Below are 18,359 nucleotides of genomic sequence, written 5' to 3'. Positions count from 1 at the left end.
GGTCAGCCTCCGAGCCGCTCGCTCATCGGATGGGGTTTCGAGCCGTAGATCTCGGCGGTCCCGAAGGACAGCAGTGCGGATCCGGCCCTTGCCAGCACTTGTGCCTGGACCTCGATCGCGTTCGTGCGCTGCGGGCCGTAGGAGAAGGTGGTGCGTGTGCCGTCCACCCGCGCGTACTTCGACTGGAACGCGCGGTCGCTGCGCAGCGGCAGCCACAGCGCGCCGTCCGGGCCGCGCACCACGGCCTCGGTGGACGCGTTGCCCAGCGGCGGGTGAGTGGTGCGCCAGGCGGAGCCGGTGCGGGTCATCAGATAGGTGCGGTTCAGGCCGTCGGCGTACTGGCTGCCGGCGAGCGTGACCCGGCCGGACGGTTCGAGAAGGATCGACTGCACGTTGCTGTGCGGCGGCAGTGGCACCTTCGCGTCCCGCCACGTCGCGCCGTCCCAGCGCAGGACAGTGGGACCGGTGGTGGTGTCCGCCCAGGCCCAGGCGTCGTCGGCGCTGCGCGCGGTGATCCCCATCAGGAACGTCACGCCCTCGGGGGTGGGCTGTTCGGTCCAGCGGGAACCGTCGTAATGCAGCACCTTCAGCCCCGTGTCGTCCTCACCGACCACCCAGGCCGCGCCCGGGACCGCAGCGAAGTCCTGGTAGACCCACAGGGGCCGGGGCAGCGGGACGGTGCTCCACCCTCCCGCCGAACGGCGCAGGATCTCGGCCGCGCCGTCGCGCTGGTGGAAGATCCACGCCTCCTCGCCGACGAACTGCACCTTGCCGAGCCGGCCCGGTTCGCCGGCCCCGGGGAAGGTGATGTCCCGGCGCCATGCCGAGCCGTTCCACCCGTACAGGACAGGCCGCGGGCCTTCCGATACGTTCTCGGACCCGGTCGCCCACGCCTCGCCCGGTCCGCGGGCGGCGAGATCGGCCACCTGCACCGGCGGAACCGCCGCCGGCACCGGCAGCGCGGACCAGTGCGGCGGTACGGCTCCGGCCACCGCACCCGCGGCAGTCGGTGACAGTACTCCGGCACAGGCGATCACCAGGCAGACGACGACCGTTCGGAGACGGTTCACAAGACCCCCAGGAGTACGAAGGTCGCACAAGTTACCGACGTTTTCGTGCCCGTGGACAGACGACATCCGGCCGAAAACGGCCCCTTCCTTCGCGGGTCAGGAGCTGAGGGCGCAGGAAATAGTCAGGGGCTGAGGCGCAGGAAATCAGGAGCTGAGGGCGCAGGAGAGCTGGGTGCGCGAACGGATGCCCATCTTGCGGTAGATGCGGCTGAGCATGGTCTCCACCGTCTTCACCGAGACGAACAACTGCTGCGCCGCCTCCCGGTTGGTGGCTCCCCGGGCCACGAGCCCCGCCAGCCGGAATTCGTGCTCGGTGAGCGCGCGGACTCCCTCGGTCCCTCCCGCGGCAGCTCGCGCAGGGGCGGACCGGGACGACGGGGGAGAGGTCAGCCGGGCGAGGTGTTCCCCGGTGAGTGCCACCCAGGGCCGCGCCTGCGCTTGTTCGAAAACGCCCAACGCCGTCTCCCAGGACACCCGGGCCGAGGCCCGCCGGCGACGCCGACGTTCCACACGCCCGCGGGTGAGGTGCGTGCGGCCCTCCTCCACCCGCAGCCCGAGCCCGGCGAATCCGTGTGCCGCGTCGGCCAGCAGTTCAGCCGCCTCCTCGGGCCGCCCCTCGGCATCCACGCACACAGCCCGGGCACGGGTCAGCGCTGCCCGCAGCCCCGCGTGCCCGGGGTGGCTGCCGACGGTGTCCTGCATCGCGTCCAGCAGGGCACGGGCCCGTTCATGGCGGCCGGATGCCGCGAAGGCCTCCACCGTGTCGGCCTGCCAGCGCAGCATCCCGGGGTCCACGGACCCGGCCAGCGACTCCAGCTCCGCCACCTCCGCCAGAGCCGCTGCCGCTCCCTCCGTCTCTCCGATGTGCAGCCGTACCGCGCCGAGCATCCACAGACCGCGTGAGGTGTACAGGGCGTCGTGCTCCTCGCGGGAGGCTCGTACACCCTGCTCGGCATGGCGCAGGGCCCGGGCGAAGCTCCCGCCGCAGCTGTGGGCGAGCGCGGCCGTGTACCAGGCGGGGCCGGGGGACAAGCCGGCGGCCTCGGTGAGCTCGACCGCCCGTGCCGACCACTCCAGGGCCCGCTGGCAGGACCCCAGCCAGGCATCCACCTCCGCGAGGCTGCGCCACACCTCGACCAGGTCCTCGGCCTCACCGGCCGCCTGAGCGGCGGGCAGCAGGGCGAGCAGCGACTGCCGGGCCTCGGTCAGCCTTCCGTCGAACACGGCGTGCCGGGCGAAGAGGTACTCGGGACTGTTGCGGATTCCGAGCCGGAGCGGGGGCACGGCCAGGGCGAGTGCCCGGGCCAGGGTGACCGGGGCGCGGTCCAGGTGGCCCAGGACCCGTTCCATGCGCGCCCGCATGGTGAGCGAGGCGGCCTCCAGAGCAACGTCCCCGCCCTGCCGTGCCAGTTCGGTGGCGGCCTCGGCGTGGTGGAGGGCATGGATCGCCGCTCCACCCCGGATGTTCGCCTGCACCGCCTCCCGCAGTTCGACGGCGGCGAGCAGTGCCGGGTCCGTACCCGCCAGTCGGCGCGCCGAGGCGAACAGCGGCTCCGCCGCGGTCAGGTCCTGTCCGTGCGCGTCGGCCACGGCCATCAACGCGTGCAGCTGCTGGGCCGGGCTCCCGCGGCCGACGGCGATCCTGGCGGCCGCATCCCGGGCCAGCTCGGTGCAGCCCGCAGCGGCCGCGTCGGCCGCGGCCGCTGCCAGCCTGTCCAGACGCGGTCCGGAGAGGCCGGCCGGGGTCAACCGGGCGGACAGCAGCATCAGTTCGGCAGCCAGAGCACGCTCGCCGCTCTCCCTGGCGGCCGCTGCCGCCCGCGCGGTGTCCTCGGCGACAGCCTGATGGGTGCTCTCCTGCGCCAGTCCCCGGTGCCGGGCCCGCTGTACAGGGTCGGGCTCGGCCTCGGCCAGCGCCCGGTGGATCTTCAGCCGCTGCGCGGAGGTGCCGGTGGCGGCGGCCGCCTCGGCCAGTGCCTCGGCGGCGAAGCGGGCACGGGGCGGGACGACCGCACCCGGGCCGGCCACTTCGCCGGTCGTCAGCAGGCCGGCGCGTGCCGCCTCGGCGAGGTGTTCCTCGGCGGCCGTCCGGCCCGCCTGCCGCAGCAGGTCCGCGTCCGGGTGCCGGGCCAGGGCGGCCACCCTCAGGGTGTCCCGCACCTCGACCGGCACGCCGAGCAGCCAGGATGCGGCCAGTTCACGGACCTGCGGAGGCCAGAGGGGGCGGCTGTGACCGTCGTGGGTGCGCTCCGCGGCAGCCAGCGCGCGGCAGCAGACGTCCAGCAGACCCCGGTGCCCGCCGCAGTAGCGCCGCACGGGCGACGCCCAGCGGGCCGGCAGACCGACCGAGCCGAGGAGGGCTGCCGTCTCGGTGAGGTCGGCCGGGGGCACGGCGAGGACCGGGGGGTGGCCGCCGAGCAGGGCCGAGGCCGCCGTGGGATGCCCCGCCGTCCGCTCGGTGGCCACCACGGCGAGCACGTCTTCCGGGAGTGTCCGCAGGGCGTAACCGAGAACGTCCGCACTGGGTTCGTCCAGCCACTGGGCGCCGTCCACCAGGAGCAGCACCGGCCCACCGCCCCTCAACAGCGCGGTGACCGCCACCCGCAGCTTCAGCCGATCCATCCCGCTCTCCATCAGTACGGCAAGGGGCCGGCCGAGAACAGGCGTCATGCGCGGTGACGGCCGGGCGGCGCCGTGGCGTACGGGAACCGGCTCTCGCGGGGCGTACGGAGCGGGGGGTCCGGGTGCCGGTGCGACGGTGGGCCAGGAAGGCGGAAGCTGCCCGTGTTCCATGGGCTCCAGGAGTTGCGTCAGGGCCGCCCAGGGCAGGTCGCGGTCGGCCTCCTGGGTGCGGATGCGCACACAGCGCCGACCGGATGTCGGCAGGTCCGCGAGAGCCTTGAGCAGCACGCTCTTGCCTGCACCCCATGGCCCGCTCACGGCGAGCCGGCCATGCCGCCCCAGGAGCGCGGCGGCGTTCTGGAGCAGCCCGGCCCAGCCCTCGTCCACCCTGTCCCCGACCCCGTCCAACCCTGTGCGCCCTTTCACCCCCCGCACGCTAGGGACCCGTCTGCCACCGGGCAATGCCTTTGCCCCGGGCGGCCCTTGCGCAAGGGATTTCCCCCAGACCCCGGCAACTCCGCACACCTCGCAGGCCGCTCCGCCCGCCGTGGCAGTCCGGCGCCGCGACTGGTCCATACCGCTGCTCGTCCGTCCACCGGGTCCGAAGGGGGCACCGCCCGTCCACCGGGTCCGAAGGGGGGCCACCGTCCGTCCGACGGGCCGAGGGAGGGGCCGACGTCCGGCCACCCGGTCCGAGGGAGGGGCACCGCCCGTCCGCCGGGTCCGACGGAGGGGCAACGCCCGTCCGATAACCGGTGTGCGGGGAACGGGGGATGCTCCCGATACCGCCGGGGCCCTACGGCCCGTGACTCTGTGGACCGTCCCGGGCAGTGCCCCGGCAGACGCCTGGGGTCGCTCTCCCCACGCCACGTCCCGGGACGCCGCAGTGACATCCCGTCACCGTGCCCCCACCGGGAAGGACCATCCCCCACCATGCGAGTTCCCCTCCGCCGGTCCCTGGCGACCGGCATCGCCGCCGCCGCGGCCCTGGCCGGCCTTGCCGCGTTCCCCTCCCCAGCGGGAGCCGCTGCCGCGACGGGCGCCCCCGCGGTCACCGGCGACCTGCCGCCCGAGGTACGTGAAGCCCTCCAGCGCGACCTGGGCCTCTCCGGTCCCGCCGCCGACCGCAGGCTCGCCGAAGAGGCCGACGCCGCCCGCGCCGCCACCGCGGTCCGCGCCACGGTCGGCGACCGCGTCGCGGGCCTCTGGTTCGACTCCGCCGACGGACGCCTGCACGCGGCGGTCACCGGCACCGACACCGCCGCCGTCCGTGCCACCGGTGCGATACCGCACCAAGCCCGGTACACCGCACGGCAGTTGGCCGATACGGCCCTGTCCGTGGCCGGCTGGGCCGCCGGGGTGCCCGGCGTCCTCTCCTGGGGCCCCGACGTACGCGACAACCGGGTGGAGGTCGTCATCGACCCGGCCCGGGCGACCGCGGCGACCACCGCGCTGCGCACCCGGCTCGCCTCCCTGGGCGACCTGGTCGGTGTCACCGAATCCCAGGACTCGCCCCGCCAGCAGGGCGGCAACGTGGTCGGCGGTGAGAAGTGGGTTCCGGGCAGTGAGAGCCCCTGCTCGATCGGCTTCTCCGTCACCCGCACCAGTGGCGGCGGCAAGGCATTCCTGACCGCCGGGCACTGCACCAACGACGTCAACCAGGCTGCCTACGGCAAGGACGGCACCCGCGTCGGCACCTCCAACAAGAACGGCACCGGCAGCGTCAACGCCCGCGAGGGCGACATGGGCATCGTGGACGTCGACCAGACGGGCTGGAACCTGGCGCCCACCGTCCGGGGCAGCGGGACCGGCGCGGACGTGACGGTCACCGGGGCCGCCGAAGCCGTCGTGGGCACCGCGGTCTGCCGCTCGGGCCAGACCACCGGCTACCGCTGTGGGGAGGTCACCAAGGTCAACCAGTCCGTGGACTACGGCAACGTCGTGATCGACGGCCTCGCCTACTCCAACGCCTGCTCCGCCGGCGGGGACTCAGGAGGCGCCTACGTCACCGCGACAGGCAAGGGCGTCGGCCTGCACTCCGGCGGCGGCAGCGCCACCTGCAGCAGCGGCAGCGGCGAGAAATTCACCATCTTCCAGCCCGTCGGCGAAGCGCTCACCAGGTTCGGCGCCTCCCTGGTCACCTCGACCCCGCAGCCCGGCAACGTCACCGTGGCCGCAGTCTCCGCCCAGCACAGCGTCATCGGCACCGCCGTCGAACTGAAGAACACCGCCGAAGGAGGCACCGCCCCCTACACCTGGTCCGCCACAGGCCTGCCCGCCGGCCTGTCCCTCTCCGCCGCGACCGGCACGGTGTCCGGCAGCCCCACCACCGGCGGAAGTTCCTCCGTCACCCTCACCGCCACCGACGCCGCCGGCAAAAAGGGCACCGCCTCCTTCACCTGGACCGTCACCCCCGCCGGCACCGGCACACCGACTCTGACCCACCCCGGCAGCCAGACCCTCTACACAACCAGCCCCTACCGCCTCCAGCTCCAGGCGAGCGGCGGCACCAAGCCCTACACCTTCAGCGCGGCCAACCTCCCCGCCGGACTCGGCGTCAACGCCTCCACCGGCGTCATCTCCGGCACCGCCACCCAATGGGGCTTCCGCAACGTCACGCTGACCGTCACCGACGCCGCGGGCAAGAAGTCCACCGTCACCACCTCCTTCACCGTCTGGTCCTGAGACCGGACGCGGCACGGTCCTGATCCGGGCGACCTCGTCCTCACGGACACCTCGGTACGCGCGGGGCGACCGGGTACGCGGCACCGGTCCTGGGCGAGCCGCGCGCCCAGCGGCCCCCACCGCCCCCAGAGGGGCTGCTCCGCGGAGACCCTCCCCGGAGCAGCCCCTCACACGCGCTCTACTCCCCCACAGGAACTGAGCCGACGGCGCGGCTCACGTACGCGGCCACCGCATCCCGGTCCTGCCGCCCGTCCACCACCACCGTCACGATGCGCCTGCGCACCGTCCCCCCGGGCTCCAGCGGCAGCCGCCGTGACCAGGCCAACGACGAGCCGACCCCCGGGTACTCCGACGTCCGTACGAACCACGGGTCACGCCGGGTGGCTTCCGTCGCGCCGGCGAAGGCCAGTGTCCAGCCGTGGCCCGCGGCCTCGTCGCCGCCCACGACCGCCACCCAGTCGGCCGTGCTGCCGTGCACTGCCTCCTCGCCGCTTTCGCGAGCCGTGAACGCCTGCGGCGCCGCGGTCTCCTTCGGTGCCCGCCAGAAGAAGCCGCCGTAACCCGCACCGGGGCGGCCGTTGGTGGCCGGGCTGCCGATCGACAGGGCCCGGCCGGCGGCATTGGTCAATGCGTACGTGAAGTCCAGCGCCCAGGCCCGGGAGTCGAGTGCGAACGCGGCGACGGTGCGGAGTTCGTGGATCAGCTCCTCGGCGCCCGGCTCGCCCCCCGCCCGCCAGCTCAGTTCCTCCGTGAAGCCTCCCGGATCCCGGCGCTGCCAGTTCCGGTGCACCTGCACCCCGTGGTTGTCCAGGTAGCGGGGGCCCTGGTCGCGCACGTAGGTGCTGCCGCCCCAGAAGCTGATGCCGCTCACGTCGGGCACGGCCACGCCCACCCCGAGGTGGTGCGGGTGGTCCTCGGGCAGTTCCTCGGTCACCCGCCGGCCGCCGAACGTGCACACCGGGTGGAGATACGGGCGTGGTGAGAGGCCGGAAGCCACGTCCGGCCGGTGGACGTAGTGCGCCACCGTGCGGCCGGCACTGCGCAGTACCGGCGATGAGTCGGCGGTCGGCGCAGGGCTCCCGCCCCGGGCCCCGAGCTCGCTCTCTTCGTGTGCTGCCCCGGGGCGGGCCGACGGCTCGTAGGCACTTCCGTGCGGGGCCCACGGCGCGCCCAGCTCGGAGTACAGGGACAGCGTGTCCGCACTCGCCGCCACCAGGGCCTCCACCCCGTCGACGACGCGGCGCGAAGCCGTCCCGTCCTGGACCGTCCGCCATGCCGAGGGCGGCAGTGGCGAGGGGGCGGGGGCCGTGCGTACCGCCTCGACCACCCGCATGAACGCCCCCGTGCTCTCCGGCGGGACCAGCAGCGGGGTGTCACGGGTGAGGTGGCCGACCAGGTTCTCCAGCAGGTCGGTGCGGTCGAAGGTGGTCTCGTACCGGGGGTGGCCCTCGCGTTCCACCCGGATCCGGTCCTCCGTGTACCAAAAAATAATCCGGCCCCGGGAGCCGTGCACCACGACGTACGGGGCCGAGGGCGCTCCGGCGCAGAGCGTCGCGGCCACCGTGACGGGGATGCCGTGCGTGGTGGAGATCCTGACGCAGGAGGTGTCGTCGGACTCGATGTCGTGCGCGCGGAAGAGTTCCGTCTCGATGGCCGTGACGTCCTCGGCGCGCGAACTCCCCGCCAGCGCAAGGGAGGTGGCCACCGCGTGGGCGAGCGGGTTGGTGAGGGCGCCGTCCACGACGTCCACCCCGTCGAGCCTGCGGCGGCCCGACCACGGGGCGCGGGCGAAGTACGCGCTGTCGCGGGCCCAGGCACCCGCCGCGCCGACCCCGCGCAGCTCGCCCACCTCGCCGTCGGCGATCAACTGCCGCACGGCGGGCAACGCGAGCGAGCCGAGTGACTGGAAACCGATCTGGCAGACGACACCCGCCGCCCGCACCCCGTCCGCCATCCGCGTGAACTCCTCGTACGAGGGAGCAGGAGGCTTTTCCAGGAGTACGTGGACTCCGCGCGCGGCGGCGGTCAGCGCCAGGTCGGTGTGGGTGTGGAGCGGGGTGCACAGGACCGCGACCCGCGCACCGGTGGTGTCGAGGAGCCGGTCGAAGTCGGCGGACTGGGCCGGAGGCCGGGCGGGGTCGCAGAGACCGTCGAGCTCGGCCTCGTCGAGCGGCTTCAGTTCACAGATTCCGGCCAGGCGCACCAGTCCGAGCGCTTCGAGGCGGTGGATGTTCTCCAGGTGCCAGTGGCCGTGGCCACGGGCACCTGCGAGGACGACCGGCAGGGGGGCGGGGCGGGTCACGAGCCCTCCACGGGTAGGAAGTCGAAGGTGCAATCAGCGGTTTCGGGGTGGAGCTGGTGGTCCGGGCGGCCCGGTACCTCCACGCGGTCCCAGCCGGCGGCGTCGCACCCCGGGGCGGAGAACGACTCGTCGTACGCGGGGCCCGTCCGGCCCGGCCGGGAGTGCCAACTGCCGTTCAGCGAAAGGTGGGCGGCGTCCGAGGACGCGCACCAGGTGCGCGGGGGGAGCGTCCCGCGCGCGGGGCCGGGGCCTTCGACGGATGAGGGAGGCGGCTGGGCGGACATCGGTCTCCTAGATCATGGGCCGGGGAACAGGGTGTCCCTCGGGCGGAGACTTCGGCAAGGGTTTGGCTACGTTCCGTTCGAAGTGCGGTTGGCCGTCCGGTATTTCGGACAGTCGAGCCGGGTATCGGAGCTTCGCGGGGCCGGGGCCGCCCATTCCCTCCCCCTACCTCCGCCGCCCCCGGCTCGACCGTCCCCGTACCGCCGCCCCACGGCGCCCCGGGCCATTGTCAGTGCCTCCGTCTACGGTTCGATCATTGGAATTCGCCGTACGGACGGCGGATGCGCAGGGGAGGGGTCTGTCATGTCCCACGGTTCCGCCACGGTGTCGGCGACGTATCTGGAGCTGTCCCAGGAGGACGGCGCGGCGCACAAGTTCTACGAAGTGACGGTCGCCGGCCTGACCGTGAGCGTGCGGTACGGGCGGATCGGCGCCGAGGGGCAGATGCAGACGACGACGTTCGCCACGGCGGACAAGGCGCGCGCTGCCGCCGCGAAGAAGATCGGTGAGAAGGTCCGTAAGGGATATGCCCCGGCGGTCCCGGGGCAGCGCGCACCGCGCGCGGTCACCCGACGCCAGGTCTCCTCCGCCCCTTCCACCGCGCGTTCGGCTGCGCCCGTGCTGTGGCGGTTCCGCACCGGTTCGGCCGCGTTCGGGATCCATGTCGACGACGACCGCTGCTGGGTCGGAAATCAGCGTGGCGACGTGTACACCCTGGATCACGAGGGCGGCGTACTGGCCCGCTTCCGCCTGCCGGACGGGGTGAAGTGCCTGGTGGCCGACGACTTCTGGATCTACGCGGGCTGTGACGACGGCAAGGTGTACGACCTGTCGTCGAAGCTGCCGTTCGCGGCCTACGACATCGCGGCGGACGTCGACATCTTCTGGCTGGACATCCACGAGGGCGAGCTGAACGTCTCCGACCGCGACGGGCGGCTCACCGTCATCGACCACGAGGACGAGCACCAGTGGGCCCGCCGCAGCCAGGGCGAGCACGCCTGGATGGTCCGCGCCGACGACCGGGCCGTCTACCACGGCCACAGCAAGGGCGTCACTGCCTACGCCCCCGACGGCAGCGGGGAACTGTGGCACACGCGCACCAAGGGCGGGGTGCTGTTCGGCTGGCAGGACGGCGACGTGGTGTACGCGGGTACCGCGCACAAGGCCGTCCAGCGGCTGTCGAAGGCGACCGGCGCGATCGAGGCGACGTACACCTGCGACAGCGCCGTGTACTCGTGCGCGACCTCGCCCGGCGGGCGGTACGTGTTCGCCGGTGACGCGTCCTCGTCCGTCTACTGCTTCGACCAGGACGGCACCCGGCTGTGGAAGCTGGGCACGGGCGACGGCTCCGCGCTGTCCATGCAGTACCACGACGAACGGCTCTATCTGGTGACCACCGACGGCTCGCTGCTCTGCGTGGACGCGAGCGAGGCGGCGGTGGCGGCGGCCCAGCAGGGCACGGTGCCGGTGGCGCGGGACGTCAAGCTGGCGGCGGCCATGCCTGCCAGCGCGCCGGCCACGAACGCGGGCGCAGTGGCGACCGTGGCCCAGGCGCCCAGCGGGGCGATCGTCGTGGAGTGCGTCCAGGAGGCGGGCCGGGTGCGGGTGCACGTCGTGTCCGGGGGCTACGACCCTTCGCTGAACGTGCAGTTCCCGCGGGCGATCCGGGAGCCCGGAGCCCGCTATGTGGTGGACGCGCTGCACACGGCGGCCGGGGGTTTCTACCGGGTACGCGGAGACATCCAGCGACTGCTCTGACAGAGGCCGCCGCGAGGGCGGATGCGGGGGAGGGCCCCGGGTCCCGGCGCGGGCCGGCCCGAAGCAAGCAGGACGCCCGCAGAACTGAACTCCCTTTCCCCGCAGAAGAGTCGACGCGCATGGCCCCGCCCGGTGAGGGCATCCGGCCCTCACACGGAAAGGGGGCCTTGGATGAGCCCGGAGCTGGAGTTCTCACTGGCGCGCGGAGGGACGGACGACCCGTCCGACTGGGCGTGGATCGCCGCGATCTTCGTGCTCTATCTCCTGATCGGGTACGGGCTGGAGTACCGGTCGAAGAAGCGCAGGGGCGCCGCGCGCCCGGCGAAGGCGGCAGCGGAAGGCCTGTTCTCGGAACGCGAGGGCATGGACCCGGGGCAGCACTTCGTCAGCCGCATGGTGATGCTGTGCGGCGGGCTGGCGGCGGGACTCGCCGGGTTCCTCACCCGGAGCGCACCGACGGTGGTGCAGTTCCTGACCGTGGGCGTGGTGGCGGTACTCGGAATCTTCGCGTGGGCGTACTTCGACCACCGCACGGAGCCGCGCAAGGATCCCGGGGCCCAGCAGCCGGACCTGTACGCCTGAGCCGCTGCGGGGGTCTGCCGGATCCGGGGCAGGGGCGGGACGGCGTGCGACCTGGACACTCGGCGGCCTGTGGTGGGGCGCTTGTCCGGGTGCACCCGGCGTCCGCTCAAGTAGGTTGGGCTCTGCCCGACTTGGGCGCAGACCGGAGGACCGACATGACGCTTCCGCCAGGGCAACGTGCCCTCAAGGGATTTCCCAGGTTCGGCAAGGACCTGAAGAATCCGCCGCCGCCCGTCCCCGCCGACCCGGTGATCAAGCTGGTAGGTGCTCTGACGGAGGACGTCACGCTGTCGGTGGCGGACCTGGCGAAGCTGCCCCGGCGCGAGGTGCGGGCCGACTTCCACTGTGTGGCCGGGTGGTCGGCGACCGGACTGGTGTGGGAGGGAGTCGGGTTCCATGACTTCTACCGGGATGTGGTGCAACCGGCCCTGCGACCGGGGGCTGTGGTGAGCCACCTGGTGTTCGCGGGTGCTGACGGGGTACGGGCGATGGTGCTGCTGGAGGACGCGTTGGGTGAGGACGTGCTCCTCGCCGAGCGGCTCGGCGGGGAGCCGCTCACCGGTGAGCACGGCGCCCCGGTACGGCTCGTCAGTCCCTGGCAGTACGGGTACGTGAACATCAAGCACCTCTGCCGCATCGAGTTCCACGTCACCGCGCCTCCGCTCACCGACCGCTGGTCACCCCTGGCGGCGCACTCCCGGGCCCGGGTGTGGAAGGAGGAGCGGCACCGCCGGCTCCCCGGCCGGGTGGTGCGGCCGCTGTACCGGGTACTGGTCGCCGGGATCCGGGCAGCGAGTGCGCGGCAGGGGCGCAAACAGGGGTGAGGGCAATCGAAAGCATGCGTGCCAGGACGCACAGCCCTTGCCCAACAGGCCTCGAATCCCTGACCGGCGGTCACCACCCGCCCGCGTCCGGTCGCCGCTGACCCGATCATCGGCCTCCTGCGGTAACCGGTACCGGTAATCGCTAATCGGTAACAAGTAACAGGTCGGAACGTACCCCGCTGACCTGCGATTCTCCCGCGTTTGCGACGATGTGTGCTTCGCGCAATGTGCGCGAGGATCATGTGTGCATTGTGCATGCGGACGCAGGTGGGGGTTTTGTCCATGAGTCATCAGCAGCCGGACACCTACCGGGTGTACGACCAGCCCCCCGGTCCGCACGGGCTGCCACAGGACCAGGGTTCCCGCACACTCGGCCGACGCCGTGCACCGAGGAAGAGGCGGCGCCCGGTGTGGGTGGCGGCGGTCGCGGGGGCCGCTGTTGTGGCGGCGGGCTGCGGTGCGTGGCTGGTGCTGGGTGACGAGACGTACCGATTGGAGCGTCCGGCGCACGTGGACGGATTCAAGCGGGCGACCGGTGAGAAGTCCGCCTCCGCGCCCCTGGAGAACACCGAGAAGCTGATCGCGGCAGGTGTGAAGGGCGCGGTGAGCGGACCGCTGTCCACCTACTCCACGGCATCCGACCCCGACTCGGAAACCCCGGAGAAGGGCAGCGAGACGGTGACCATCAGCGGGTCCTGGGGAGAAGTGAAGGACCCCCGAGCCACTCTCGACGCGCTGATCGCGCAACACGAGACAGCGCAGCGCAACAGCGAGAAGGAGAGTGCCAAGAACTTCGAGGGCCCCTTCCGCATCGAGTTGACACCCGTGCGTGAGATGACGCCCGCCGGGCTCGAGGACGCTGTCATGAAGTGCCGGTTCGTCATCATGCACATCCCCCGGACTCCTGGGCTCCCCGAGGAGATGGGCGCCCCTCGCACCTACCGGATACCGCGCTGCGAGTGGGCCGACACAAGTACCGTGGGCAGTGCCGTCACGGGCAAGAACGACCGGGCGGCGGACGGCAACGCACACACCTTGGAGGAAACCGCGGCGCTCACCGCGAAGTTCCGCAAGGCGATGCGCACTCCGGTCAGCTAGCGGGAGTTACGTCGACGGGTGCGGACGTGCCCCCACTGCCGCCGCACCCACGGCACCTCCCGGCACAGCCCGCTGAACAAACCTGTGGGAGCGGGCAGCGGCCTTCTGCGATTCTGCTTGCCACATCCGCCGGAAACCGAAGCCTGCCCCGCCACCGTGAGTGGCCTCCGCTGCGTCCGGGGCCTCCGTGCGGCCGTTGGCCGTCGCGCATACGGGCGCACAGCGGGGTTGGGCCGTACGCCTTGCCGGGCTTCGACGACTTCTGGCGAAGCTCCACCGCTGAGCTGCCGGCGTCGGCCGGCCCGTTCCCCGGCGACTTCGGGGCACTGCGCTCGGACCCGCGGCTTTTCCCCCTGCCGGCACCGTCGGGCAGGATCGAGATCTTTTCCGGGGAGATCGACTCGTTCGGCTACGACGACTGCGCCGGGCATCCGAAGTGGTACGCGCCCGTCGAGTGGCTTCGTGCCGATCTGGCCGTCCGATTCCCGCTGCATCTGCTCTCGAATCAGCCCGCCTCACGCCTGCACAGCCAGTACGACAACGGCGGACACAGCCTGAGCTCAAAGATCCGCGGTCGCGAACCGGCAGCTGTCTCGCGGGTGCGGTCCTGGCGGACGACGTCATGCCAGGCGTCGTACAACTGTCCACGGGAGCGTGGTGGGATCCGGTCCAGCCGGGCCTGAGCGGAACAATGGACCGACACGGCAACCCGAACGTCCTCACGGCGGACCGGCCCTGCTCGCGCCTGTCCCAAGGACCGAGTGCTCTCAGCACACTGATCGACGTCGAGCGGTACGACGACCCCCTTCCTGACGTACTCGCCTTTACTCCGCCCCCTCTCGAACAGTGACACGCAGACCTCCCGCCCCGGCGAGCAGCTTTCTTGCACGCCATCGCCGAGCACGTCACAGGCCGACGCCGGAAGCCGAAAGGCTCCCCTCTCGCGATGTGCGCTTGCGTAATCACATGAATACTGTCCGCGTTCGTGACTGCACTTCAAGAACGCAAGTACGGCGTGGTTCCGGGGCGCCGACGTCGACGGCGACGGGTTCATCACCCAGGGGGACGTCCGGATGATGAGCGAGCGTTACATCGCAGCCCGTGGCGCGGCGCCGGACTCCGCGACAGCCCGCATGCTCGCCGAGGGGATGGACGGGTTCTGGACGAACGTGATCGCCCCGATGGATCAGGACGGTGACGGGAAGATCGATCTGGGCGAGATGACCGAAGGGTTCAGGCGGGCCGTGACCGACCGCGCCCAGTACCCGGAGCAGATCGAGCCGGTGACCAACTGCTTCTTCGACCTGGCCGATCTCAACGGAGACGGCAGGATCGACCAGGCGGAGTTCCAGCAGATGTACGACTCGGTCGCCGGGGTTCCCAGTGAGGACTGCGCCGCGGTCTTCGCCGCCCTGGACCGGGACGGCTCCGGTGCGCTGGACCGCGCCGAATTCCACCAGGCGGTTGCGGAGTTCTTCTACGGCGACGACCCGGACGCTCCTGCCAACCACCTGTTCGGCAAGTTCGCCGACTGACGCCCCCGGATACGGACACCGCATGCCCACGCCACCACTGGTGTGGGCATGCGCCGTGCGATCTCAACGGCCCTCAGGGCGCCGGGGTGAGGACGCTGCTTGCTCCGCCCCGGCCGGACGCGGGGGCGGAGCGGGGTCGTGGGGGGAACTCAGGCGGTGTGGGTGCGTCGGCGTCGCAGGAGCACGGCGGCGCCGCCCGTGACGGCGAGTGCCGCGCCGGAACCGCCGACGAGGAGCAGGGTGGAGGACGGGGCGTCGTCCGTGCTCATGGGCAGGGAGTAGCCGCTGGAGTAGCCCATGGTGTCGTACTCCGAGCCGGGCAGCTTGTCGGCATAACGGCTCTTGAGCAGTTTCTGGTAGTCGCTGAGCGACGCCGACGCCCGGCCGCCCAAGCCTTGCCGGGCCTGGTCGTTGAGCGGTGTGACGGTAGTGAGTTGGAGCTGGTACCAGCCGCGGATCTGCGGTTCGGCGAAGACCACGGTGCCGGGGGCGGCCTTGCCCGCGAACGCGGCGTCGCTGTCACCGTCGCGCACGGCCGCCAGGTGCCAGCCGCCGCCCTGGGTGGGGGCGAGCATGACGGTGGCGGTGCGGCCGTTGACGGTGGTGCTCAGCGAAGAGACCAGCTGCGTCAGCTTGACGGCGTGCGTGGGCAGCGGCGCCGCGGTGCCCGCGACGAAGGCGGGGGTGATCTCGTTCAGGGCCACGGGGTCCTTGATCGTGAAGGCCGGGAGGCCCTGGCACGGCTCGGCGGTATCGGGGATCGTCTGCGCCGCACCGCTTGGTCCGGTGGGCAGCGGAGTGCGCAGGAAGCGGCAGACGGTGTTGCGGACGTCGGCGGACTTCACCGCGTCGAGGGCGGCCCGGTAGTCCGGGATGTCCACGGGCAGAGGGTCCTTGACCGGGGCCGCGTGCCCCGGGCCGGCGGCGGACAGCAGTGCGGACGCGCTCAGGGCGATGACGGCGGAGAGGAGGGAGAAGCGGGACGTGGCCCGCTTGCCGAATGCGCGGGTACCGCGAGTGTCGGGCATGTCGCCTGCCTTAGCGGGAGATACCGATGCGGGAATGGGTCCACTTGGAGGAGCTGTTGCTCACGTAGTCGTTGTAGTTCCACCACGTGTACGTGGTGGTGTCCGGCCACGGGTCGGCCACGGCGATCGTGGTCTTCGCCGTGTCGAAGCCGTAGACCACGTTCATGTGGCCGCCGCCGGAGGCCCACCCGATGCGGGCGCCGATCGGACGGGCCGCCTTGACGTCGGAGTACACCTGGTTGAACGTGGCCGCGGCGTTCAGGCCGGAGCCGGTGTGGGCCATCCCGAGGCTGTGCCAGCCCTTGGCCATGTCGTCGAGGGTGGCGGGCTGGTTGTTGCAGCCGTAGTAGGGCTGCGCCCGGCTGCAGAAGTCCGTCTGGGTGGAGCCCAATCCGTGGAACTTGGCGATGGTCAGCCCGGAGGCGACCCAGCACCACTGGGTCTTCTCCTGCTTCAGCATGGTGATGTTGTCCTGGCCCGCTTCCGCGTGAGCGGTGCCGGTCGCAGCTGCGAGAGAACCCAAGGCGGCCAGCGCGAAAGCCGCTTTCGCTCTCCCGTACCTGAATCTGCCCATGTTCCTGCCTTCCCTGAAGGGTGCAACGCAACGAATGGGGTGATCAGGGAGGAATATGCCAGCATGTTACTCCTCGGCACACCCGACCTGCGGAGACGTACCCGTGCGGCCTAGTTGCGGGCATACCGGGCAGCAGTGGGTCCGCCCTGCCGGCCGTACCCGCTGACGCCCGCGGGGGTACGGCGGGCGGGGATGGTGGACGAGGAGGTGTTCCACGGGCCGTACCGGTCCGGCGTTCCCGGTGGGCTCCGGATCCGGCCCTCGCCCCACCGGTTCAGGCGTTGAACGACTACGACTTCGACTTCGACTTCGACTTCGACTACGACTACGACTACGACATCGGTCCGGACGCGGCGCGCTCCGTGGTGGTCGCCGAGCCGCCCCCGGCGGCGGGGAACCGGGCTGCGGTCTGCTGCAGGGCGAGCTCGCGCGCGACAGCCATGTCGCTGAACGGGATCAGTTCCTCCCGCACGGTCTGGTGCGGTTCGCTGCCCTTGCCCGCGAGGAGGACGATGTCGTCCGGCCCCGCAGCCGACAGCGCGAAAGCGATCGCCTCGCGCCGGTCCGCCAGCCGCTCGAACGGCGTGCCCGTCGAGGCGAGCCCGGGAGCGATCTCGTCCAGGATCGCCTCCGGGACCTCGTTACGAGGGTTGTCCGAGGTCAGGACGCACAGGTCCGAGTAGGTCCCGGCGATCCTTCCCATGTCGGCCCGCTTCGTGGTGTCCCGGTCGCCGCCGCAGCCGAACACGGTGATCACCCGGCCGCGCGAGTAGCCGCCGATGGTGGTCAGCACCTTCTCCAGGGAGTCGGGGGAGTGCGCGTAGTCCACGATCACCGAGGTGCCGTCCGGGGTCTCGAAGCGCTCGAACCGGCCGGGAACCGGCGGCATCTGGGCGAGCGCGGCGACCAGGGAGTCCAGGTCGTGGCCCAGGACATGGCAGGTGGCCAGGGCCGCGAGCGCGTTGGCGACGGAGTACCGGCCCGGGAACGGAATGGCGGCCGGGCGGGCGCGCCCGGCGTGGTGGAGGGTGAACCGCGTGCCGGATGCACTCACCACCAGGTCGGTGGCCCGGTAGTCCGCCGGATTGTCGAGGGCGTACGTGGTCACGGCGCCCGGCATCATCGCGGGGATCCCCGCCCCGACCGGATCGTCGGCGTTAACCACTGCGCGCCGGCACAGCCCCTGGAAGAGCCGGAGCTTGGCGTCCCGGTAGTTGGCCATCGTGCCGTGGTCGTCCAGGTGGTCCTGGGTCAGGTTGGTGAACACCCCGACGTCGATGAACGTACGGTCCACCCGGTGGGTCAGCAGTGCCATCGAGGTGGCTTCGAGCACCACGCTGGTGGCCGCGCGGTCGCGCATGTACCCCAGGAGGTACTGGAGATCGGGCGACTCGGGGGTGGTGAGCACCGAGGGCGGCATCGGGATCACCTCGTCGCCGATCCGGCTGCCCGACGTCCCGATGACTCCCACCTCGGCCGCTGCGGAGATCCGCAGCACGGACTCGACCATGTACGACACCGAGGTCTTGCCGTTGGTCCCGGTGATGGCCACCATGTCCATCTGCCGCCCCGGCTCGCCGTAGTACCGGGAGGCCACCACGGCGGCGGCCCGCCGGGCGTCCGGCACCCGCACGGTGCACCTGCTCGCGGGCCAGAGCGTCTCCGGGAGCGCGGGGTCGGCGCCCTCGACGAGGACGGCCGCCGCTCCGCGGGCGAACGCCGCCGGGATGGAGGCGGTCCCACCCTCCCGGTGACCGGGCACGGCGACGAAGACGGAACCGGGAGTGACCCGGTCGACGTCGAAGGTCGCACCCGCGGTGATCGACGTCGTACCCGGGTCGCCCTGGAGCACCTGGTGTTCCTGTCCGGCCAACAACTCGCTCAACTGCACAATGATCCCTTCGAAGTGGCACGGCCCGTTGAACGCGGTCGCAGCCGGGCGGCAGCACCGGCGGTGGCCGGACGCTGCTGTGGTGAGGCGGAGCCGGGCGCGGTGCTC

14 protein-coding genes and 2 pseudogenes are annotated in these 18,359 nt (G+C 71.9%); 8 read left to right on the top strand and 8 right to left on the bottom strand.

What is annotated here, in order from left to right:
• Positions 1-2: 2 nt before the first annotated feature.
• Both ACFWVV_RS21760 and ACFWVV_RS21755 read right to left on the bottom strand, forming a co-directional pair.
• Positions 3-1,070: a hypothetical protein gene (locus ACFWVV_RS21760; protein WP_384354063.1), complete on the bottom strand. Its 1,068-nt coding sequence runs from the start codon at positions 1,068-1,070 to the stop codon at positions 3-5.
• A gap of 144 nt (positions 1,071-1,214) precedes the next feature.
• The gene (locus ACFWVV_RS21755; RefSeq protein ID WP_384354061.1) at positions 1,215-4,118 is read right to left on the bottom strand and encodes a LuxR C-terminal-related transcriptional regulator; all 2,904 of its coding nucleotides are present in this window, start codon (positions 4,116-4,118) and stop codon (positions 1,215-1,217) included.
• A gap of 507 nt (positions 4,119-4,625) precedes the next feature.
• On the opposite strand from ACFWVV_RS21755, the gene ACFWVV_RS21750 reads away from it, so the two are divergent.
• Positions 4,626-6,377: a putative Ig domain-containing protein gene (locus ACFWVV_RS21750; protein WP_384354059.1), complete on the top strand. Its 1,752-nt coding sequence runs from the start codon at positions 4,626-4,628 to the stop codon at positions 6,375-6,377.
• A 178-nt stretch (positions 6,378-6,555) separates the two neighbouring features.
• Here ACFWVV_RS21750 and ACFWVV_RS21745 read toward each other — a convergent pair.
• The 3 genes and pseudogenes from ACFWVV_RS21745 to ACFWVV_RS21735 form a co-directional block, all read right to left on the bottom strand.
• A pseudogene (locus ACFWVV_RS21745) lies at positions 6,556-7,410 on the bottom strand (PmoA family protein); the annotation flags it as partial.
• Between the two features lie 120 nt (positions 7,411-7,530).
• Positions 7,531-8,679: pseudogene (locus ACFWVV_RS21740) on the bottom strand (Gfo/Idh/MocA family protein); the annotation flags it as partial.
• Positions 8,676-8,963, bottom strand: a complete 288-nt coding sequence (locus ACFWVV_RS21735) for a hypothetical protein (protein ID WP_384354057.1) — start codon at positions 8,961-8,963, stop codon at positions 8,676-8,678. The pseudogene ACFWVV_RS21740 and the gene ACFWVV_RS21735, both read right to left, overlap by 4 nt.
• 301 nt (positions 8,964-9,264) lie before the next feature.
• Between ACFWVV_RS21735 and ACFWVV_RS21730 the strand changes: the two genes are divergently transcribed.
• From ACFWVV_RS21730 to ACFWVV_RS21700, 7 genes are all read left to right on the top strand, one after another.
• Complete coding sequence (locus ACFWVV_RS21730) at positions 9,265-10,719, top strand: WGR domain-containing protein (protein ID WP_384354055.1); 1,455 nt, start codon at positions 9,265-9,267, stop codon at positions 10,717-10,719.
• Positions 10,720-10,890: 171 nt separating this feature from the next.
• A complete protein-coding gene (locus tag ACFWVV_RS21725) occupies positions 10,891-11,301 on the top strand; it encodes a hypothetical protein (protein ID WP_384354053.1) in 411 nt (136 codons plus the stop codon).
• A gap of 155 nt (positions 11,302-11,456) precedes the next feature.
• Positions 11,457-12,125 (top strand): molybdopterin-dependent oxidoreductase, encoded by a 669-nt coding sequence (locus ACFWVV_RS21720; protein ID WP_384354051.1) that lies wholly within the window; start codon positions 11,457-11,459, stop codon positions 12,123-12,125.
• 282 nt (positions 12,126-12,407) lie between these two features.
• The gene (locus ACFWVV_RS21715) at positions 12,408-13,223 is read left to right on the top strand and encodes a hypothetical protein (RefSeq protein WP_384354049.1); all 816 of its coding nucleotides are present in this window, start codon (positions 12,408-12,410) and stop codon (positions 13,221-13,223) included.
• Between the two features lie 242 nt (positions 13,224-13,465).
• Positions 13,466-13,906, top strand: coding sequence for a hypothetical protein (locus ACFWVV_RS21710; protein WP_384354133.1), 441 nt, complete (start codon positions 13,466-13,468; stop codon positions 13,904-13,906).
• Positions 13,846-14,073, top strand: coding sequence for a hypothetical protein (locus ACFWVV_RS21705; RefSeq protein WP_384354047.1), 228 nt, complete (start codon positions 13,846-13,848; stop codon positions 14,071-14,073). Before ACFWVV_RS21710 ends, ACFWVV_RS21705 begins: the two co-directional genes overlap by 61 nt.
• 226 nt (positions 14,074-14,299) lie before the next feature.
• Positions 14,300-14,758: an EF-hand domain-containing protein gene (locus ACFWVV_RS21700; RefSeq protein WP_384354045.1), complete on the top strand. Its 459-nt coding sequence runs from the start codon at positions 14,300-14,302 to the stop codon at positions 14,756-14,758.
• Between the two features lie 149 nt (positions 14,759-14,907).
• Here the strand turns inward: ACFWVV_RS21700 and ACFWVV_RS21695 are convergent, their stop codons facing one another.
• The 3 genes from ACFWVV_RS21695 to ACFWVV_RS21685 form a co-directional block, all read right to left on the bottom strand.
• Positions 14,908-15,786: a hypothetical protein gene (locus ACFWVV_RS21695; RefSeq protein WP_384354043.1), complete on the bottom strand. Its 879-nt coding sequence runs from the start codon at positions 15,784-15,786 to the stop codon at positions 14,908-14,910.
• A 10-nt stretch (positions 15,787-15,796) separates the two neighbouring features.
• Positions 15,797-16,309 carry a papain-like cysteine protease family protein gene (locus ACFWVV_RS21690; RefSeq protein WP_384354041.1) on the bottom strand — a complete coding sequence of 171 codons (513 nt, stop codon included), beginning with the start codon at positions 16,307-16,309 and terminating at the stop codon, positions 15,797-15,799.
• A 382-nt stretch (positions 16,310-16,691) separates the two neighbouring features.
• Positions 16,692-18,251 (bottom strand): UDP-N-acetylmuramoyl-L-alanyl-D-glutamate--2,6-diaminopimelate ligase, encoded by a 1,560-nt coding sequence (locus ACFWVV_RS21685; RefSeq protein ID WP_384354039.1) that lies wholly within the window; start codon positions 18,249-18,251, stop codon positions 16,692-16,694.
• Between the last annotated feature and the right edge of the window lie 108 nt (positions 18,252-18,359).

It is taken from the genome of Streptomyces sp. NPDC058663 (genome assembly GCF_042716745.1).
Taxonomy (GTDB): Bacteria; Actinomycetota; Actinomycetes; order Streptomycetales; family Streptomycetaceae; genus Streptomyces.
Note: the sequence above shows the minus strand (reverse complement) of the source record. Positions and strands in the feature narration are given on the sequence as shown.

Bases quoted from the DNA above. Each gene is read 5' to 3' on its own strand.
- ACFWVV_RS21750 (WP_384354059.1), top strand. From the start codon at position 4,626: ATGCGAGTTCCCCTCCGCCGGTCCCTGGCGACCGGCATCGCCGCCGCC.
- ACFWVV_RS21735 (WP_384354057.1), bottom strand. From the start codon at position 8,963: ATGTCCGCCCAGCCGCCTCCCTCATCCGTCGAAGGCCCCGGCCCCGCG.
- ACFWVV_RS21730 (WP_384354055.1), top strand. From the start codon at position 9,265: ATGTCCCACGGTTCCGCCACGGTGTCGGCGACGTATCTGGAGCTGTCC.
- ACFWVV_RS21725 (WP_384354053.1), top strand. From the start codon at position 10,891: ATGAGCCCGGAGCTGGAGTTCTCACTGGCGCGCGGAGGGACGGACGAC.
- ACFWVV_RS21720 (WP_384354051.1), top strand. From the start codon at position 11,457: ATGACGCTTCCGCCAGGGCAACGTGCCCTCAAGGGATTTCCCAGGTTC.
- ACFWVV_RS21715 (WP_384354049.1), top strand. From the start codon at position 12,408: ATGAGTCATCAGCAGCCGGACACCTACCGGGTGTACGACCAGCCCCCC.
- ACFWVV_RS21705 (WP_384354047.1), top strand. From the start codon at position 13,846: ATGCCAGGCGTCGTACAACTGTCCACGGGAGCGTGGTGGGATCCGGTC.
- ACFWVV_RS21700 (WP_384354045.1), top strand. From the start codon at position 14,300: ATGAGCGAGCGTTACATCGCAGCCCGTGGCGCGGCGCCGGACTCCGCG.
- ACFWVV_RS21695 (WP_384354043.1), bottom strand. From the start codon at position 15,786: ATGCCCGACACTCGCGGTACCCGCGCATTCGGCAAGCGGGCCACGTCC.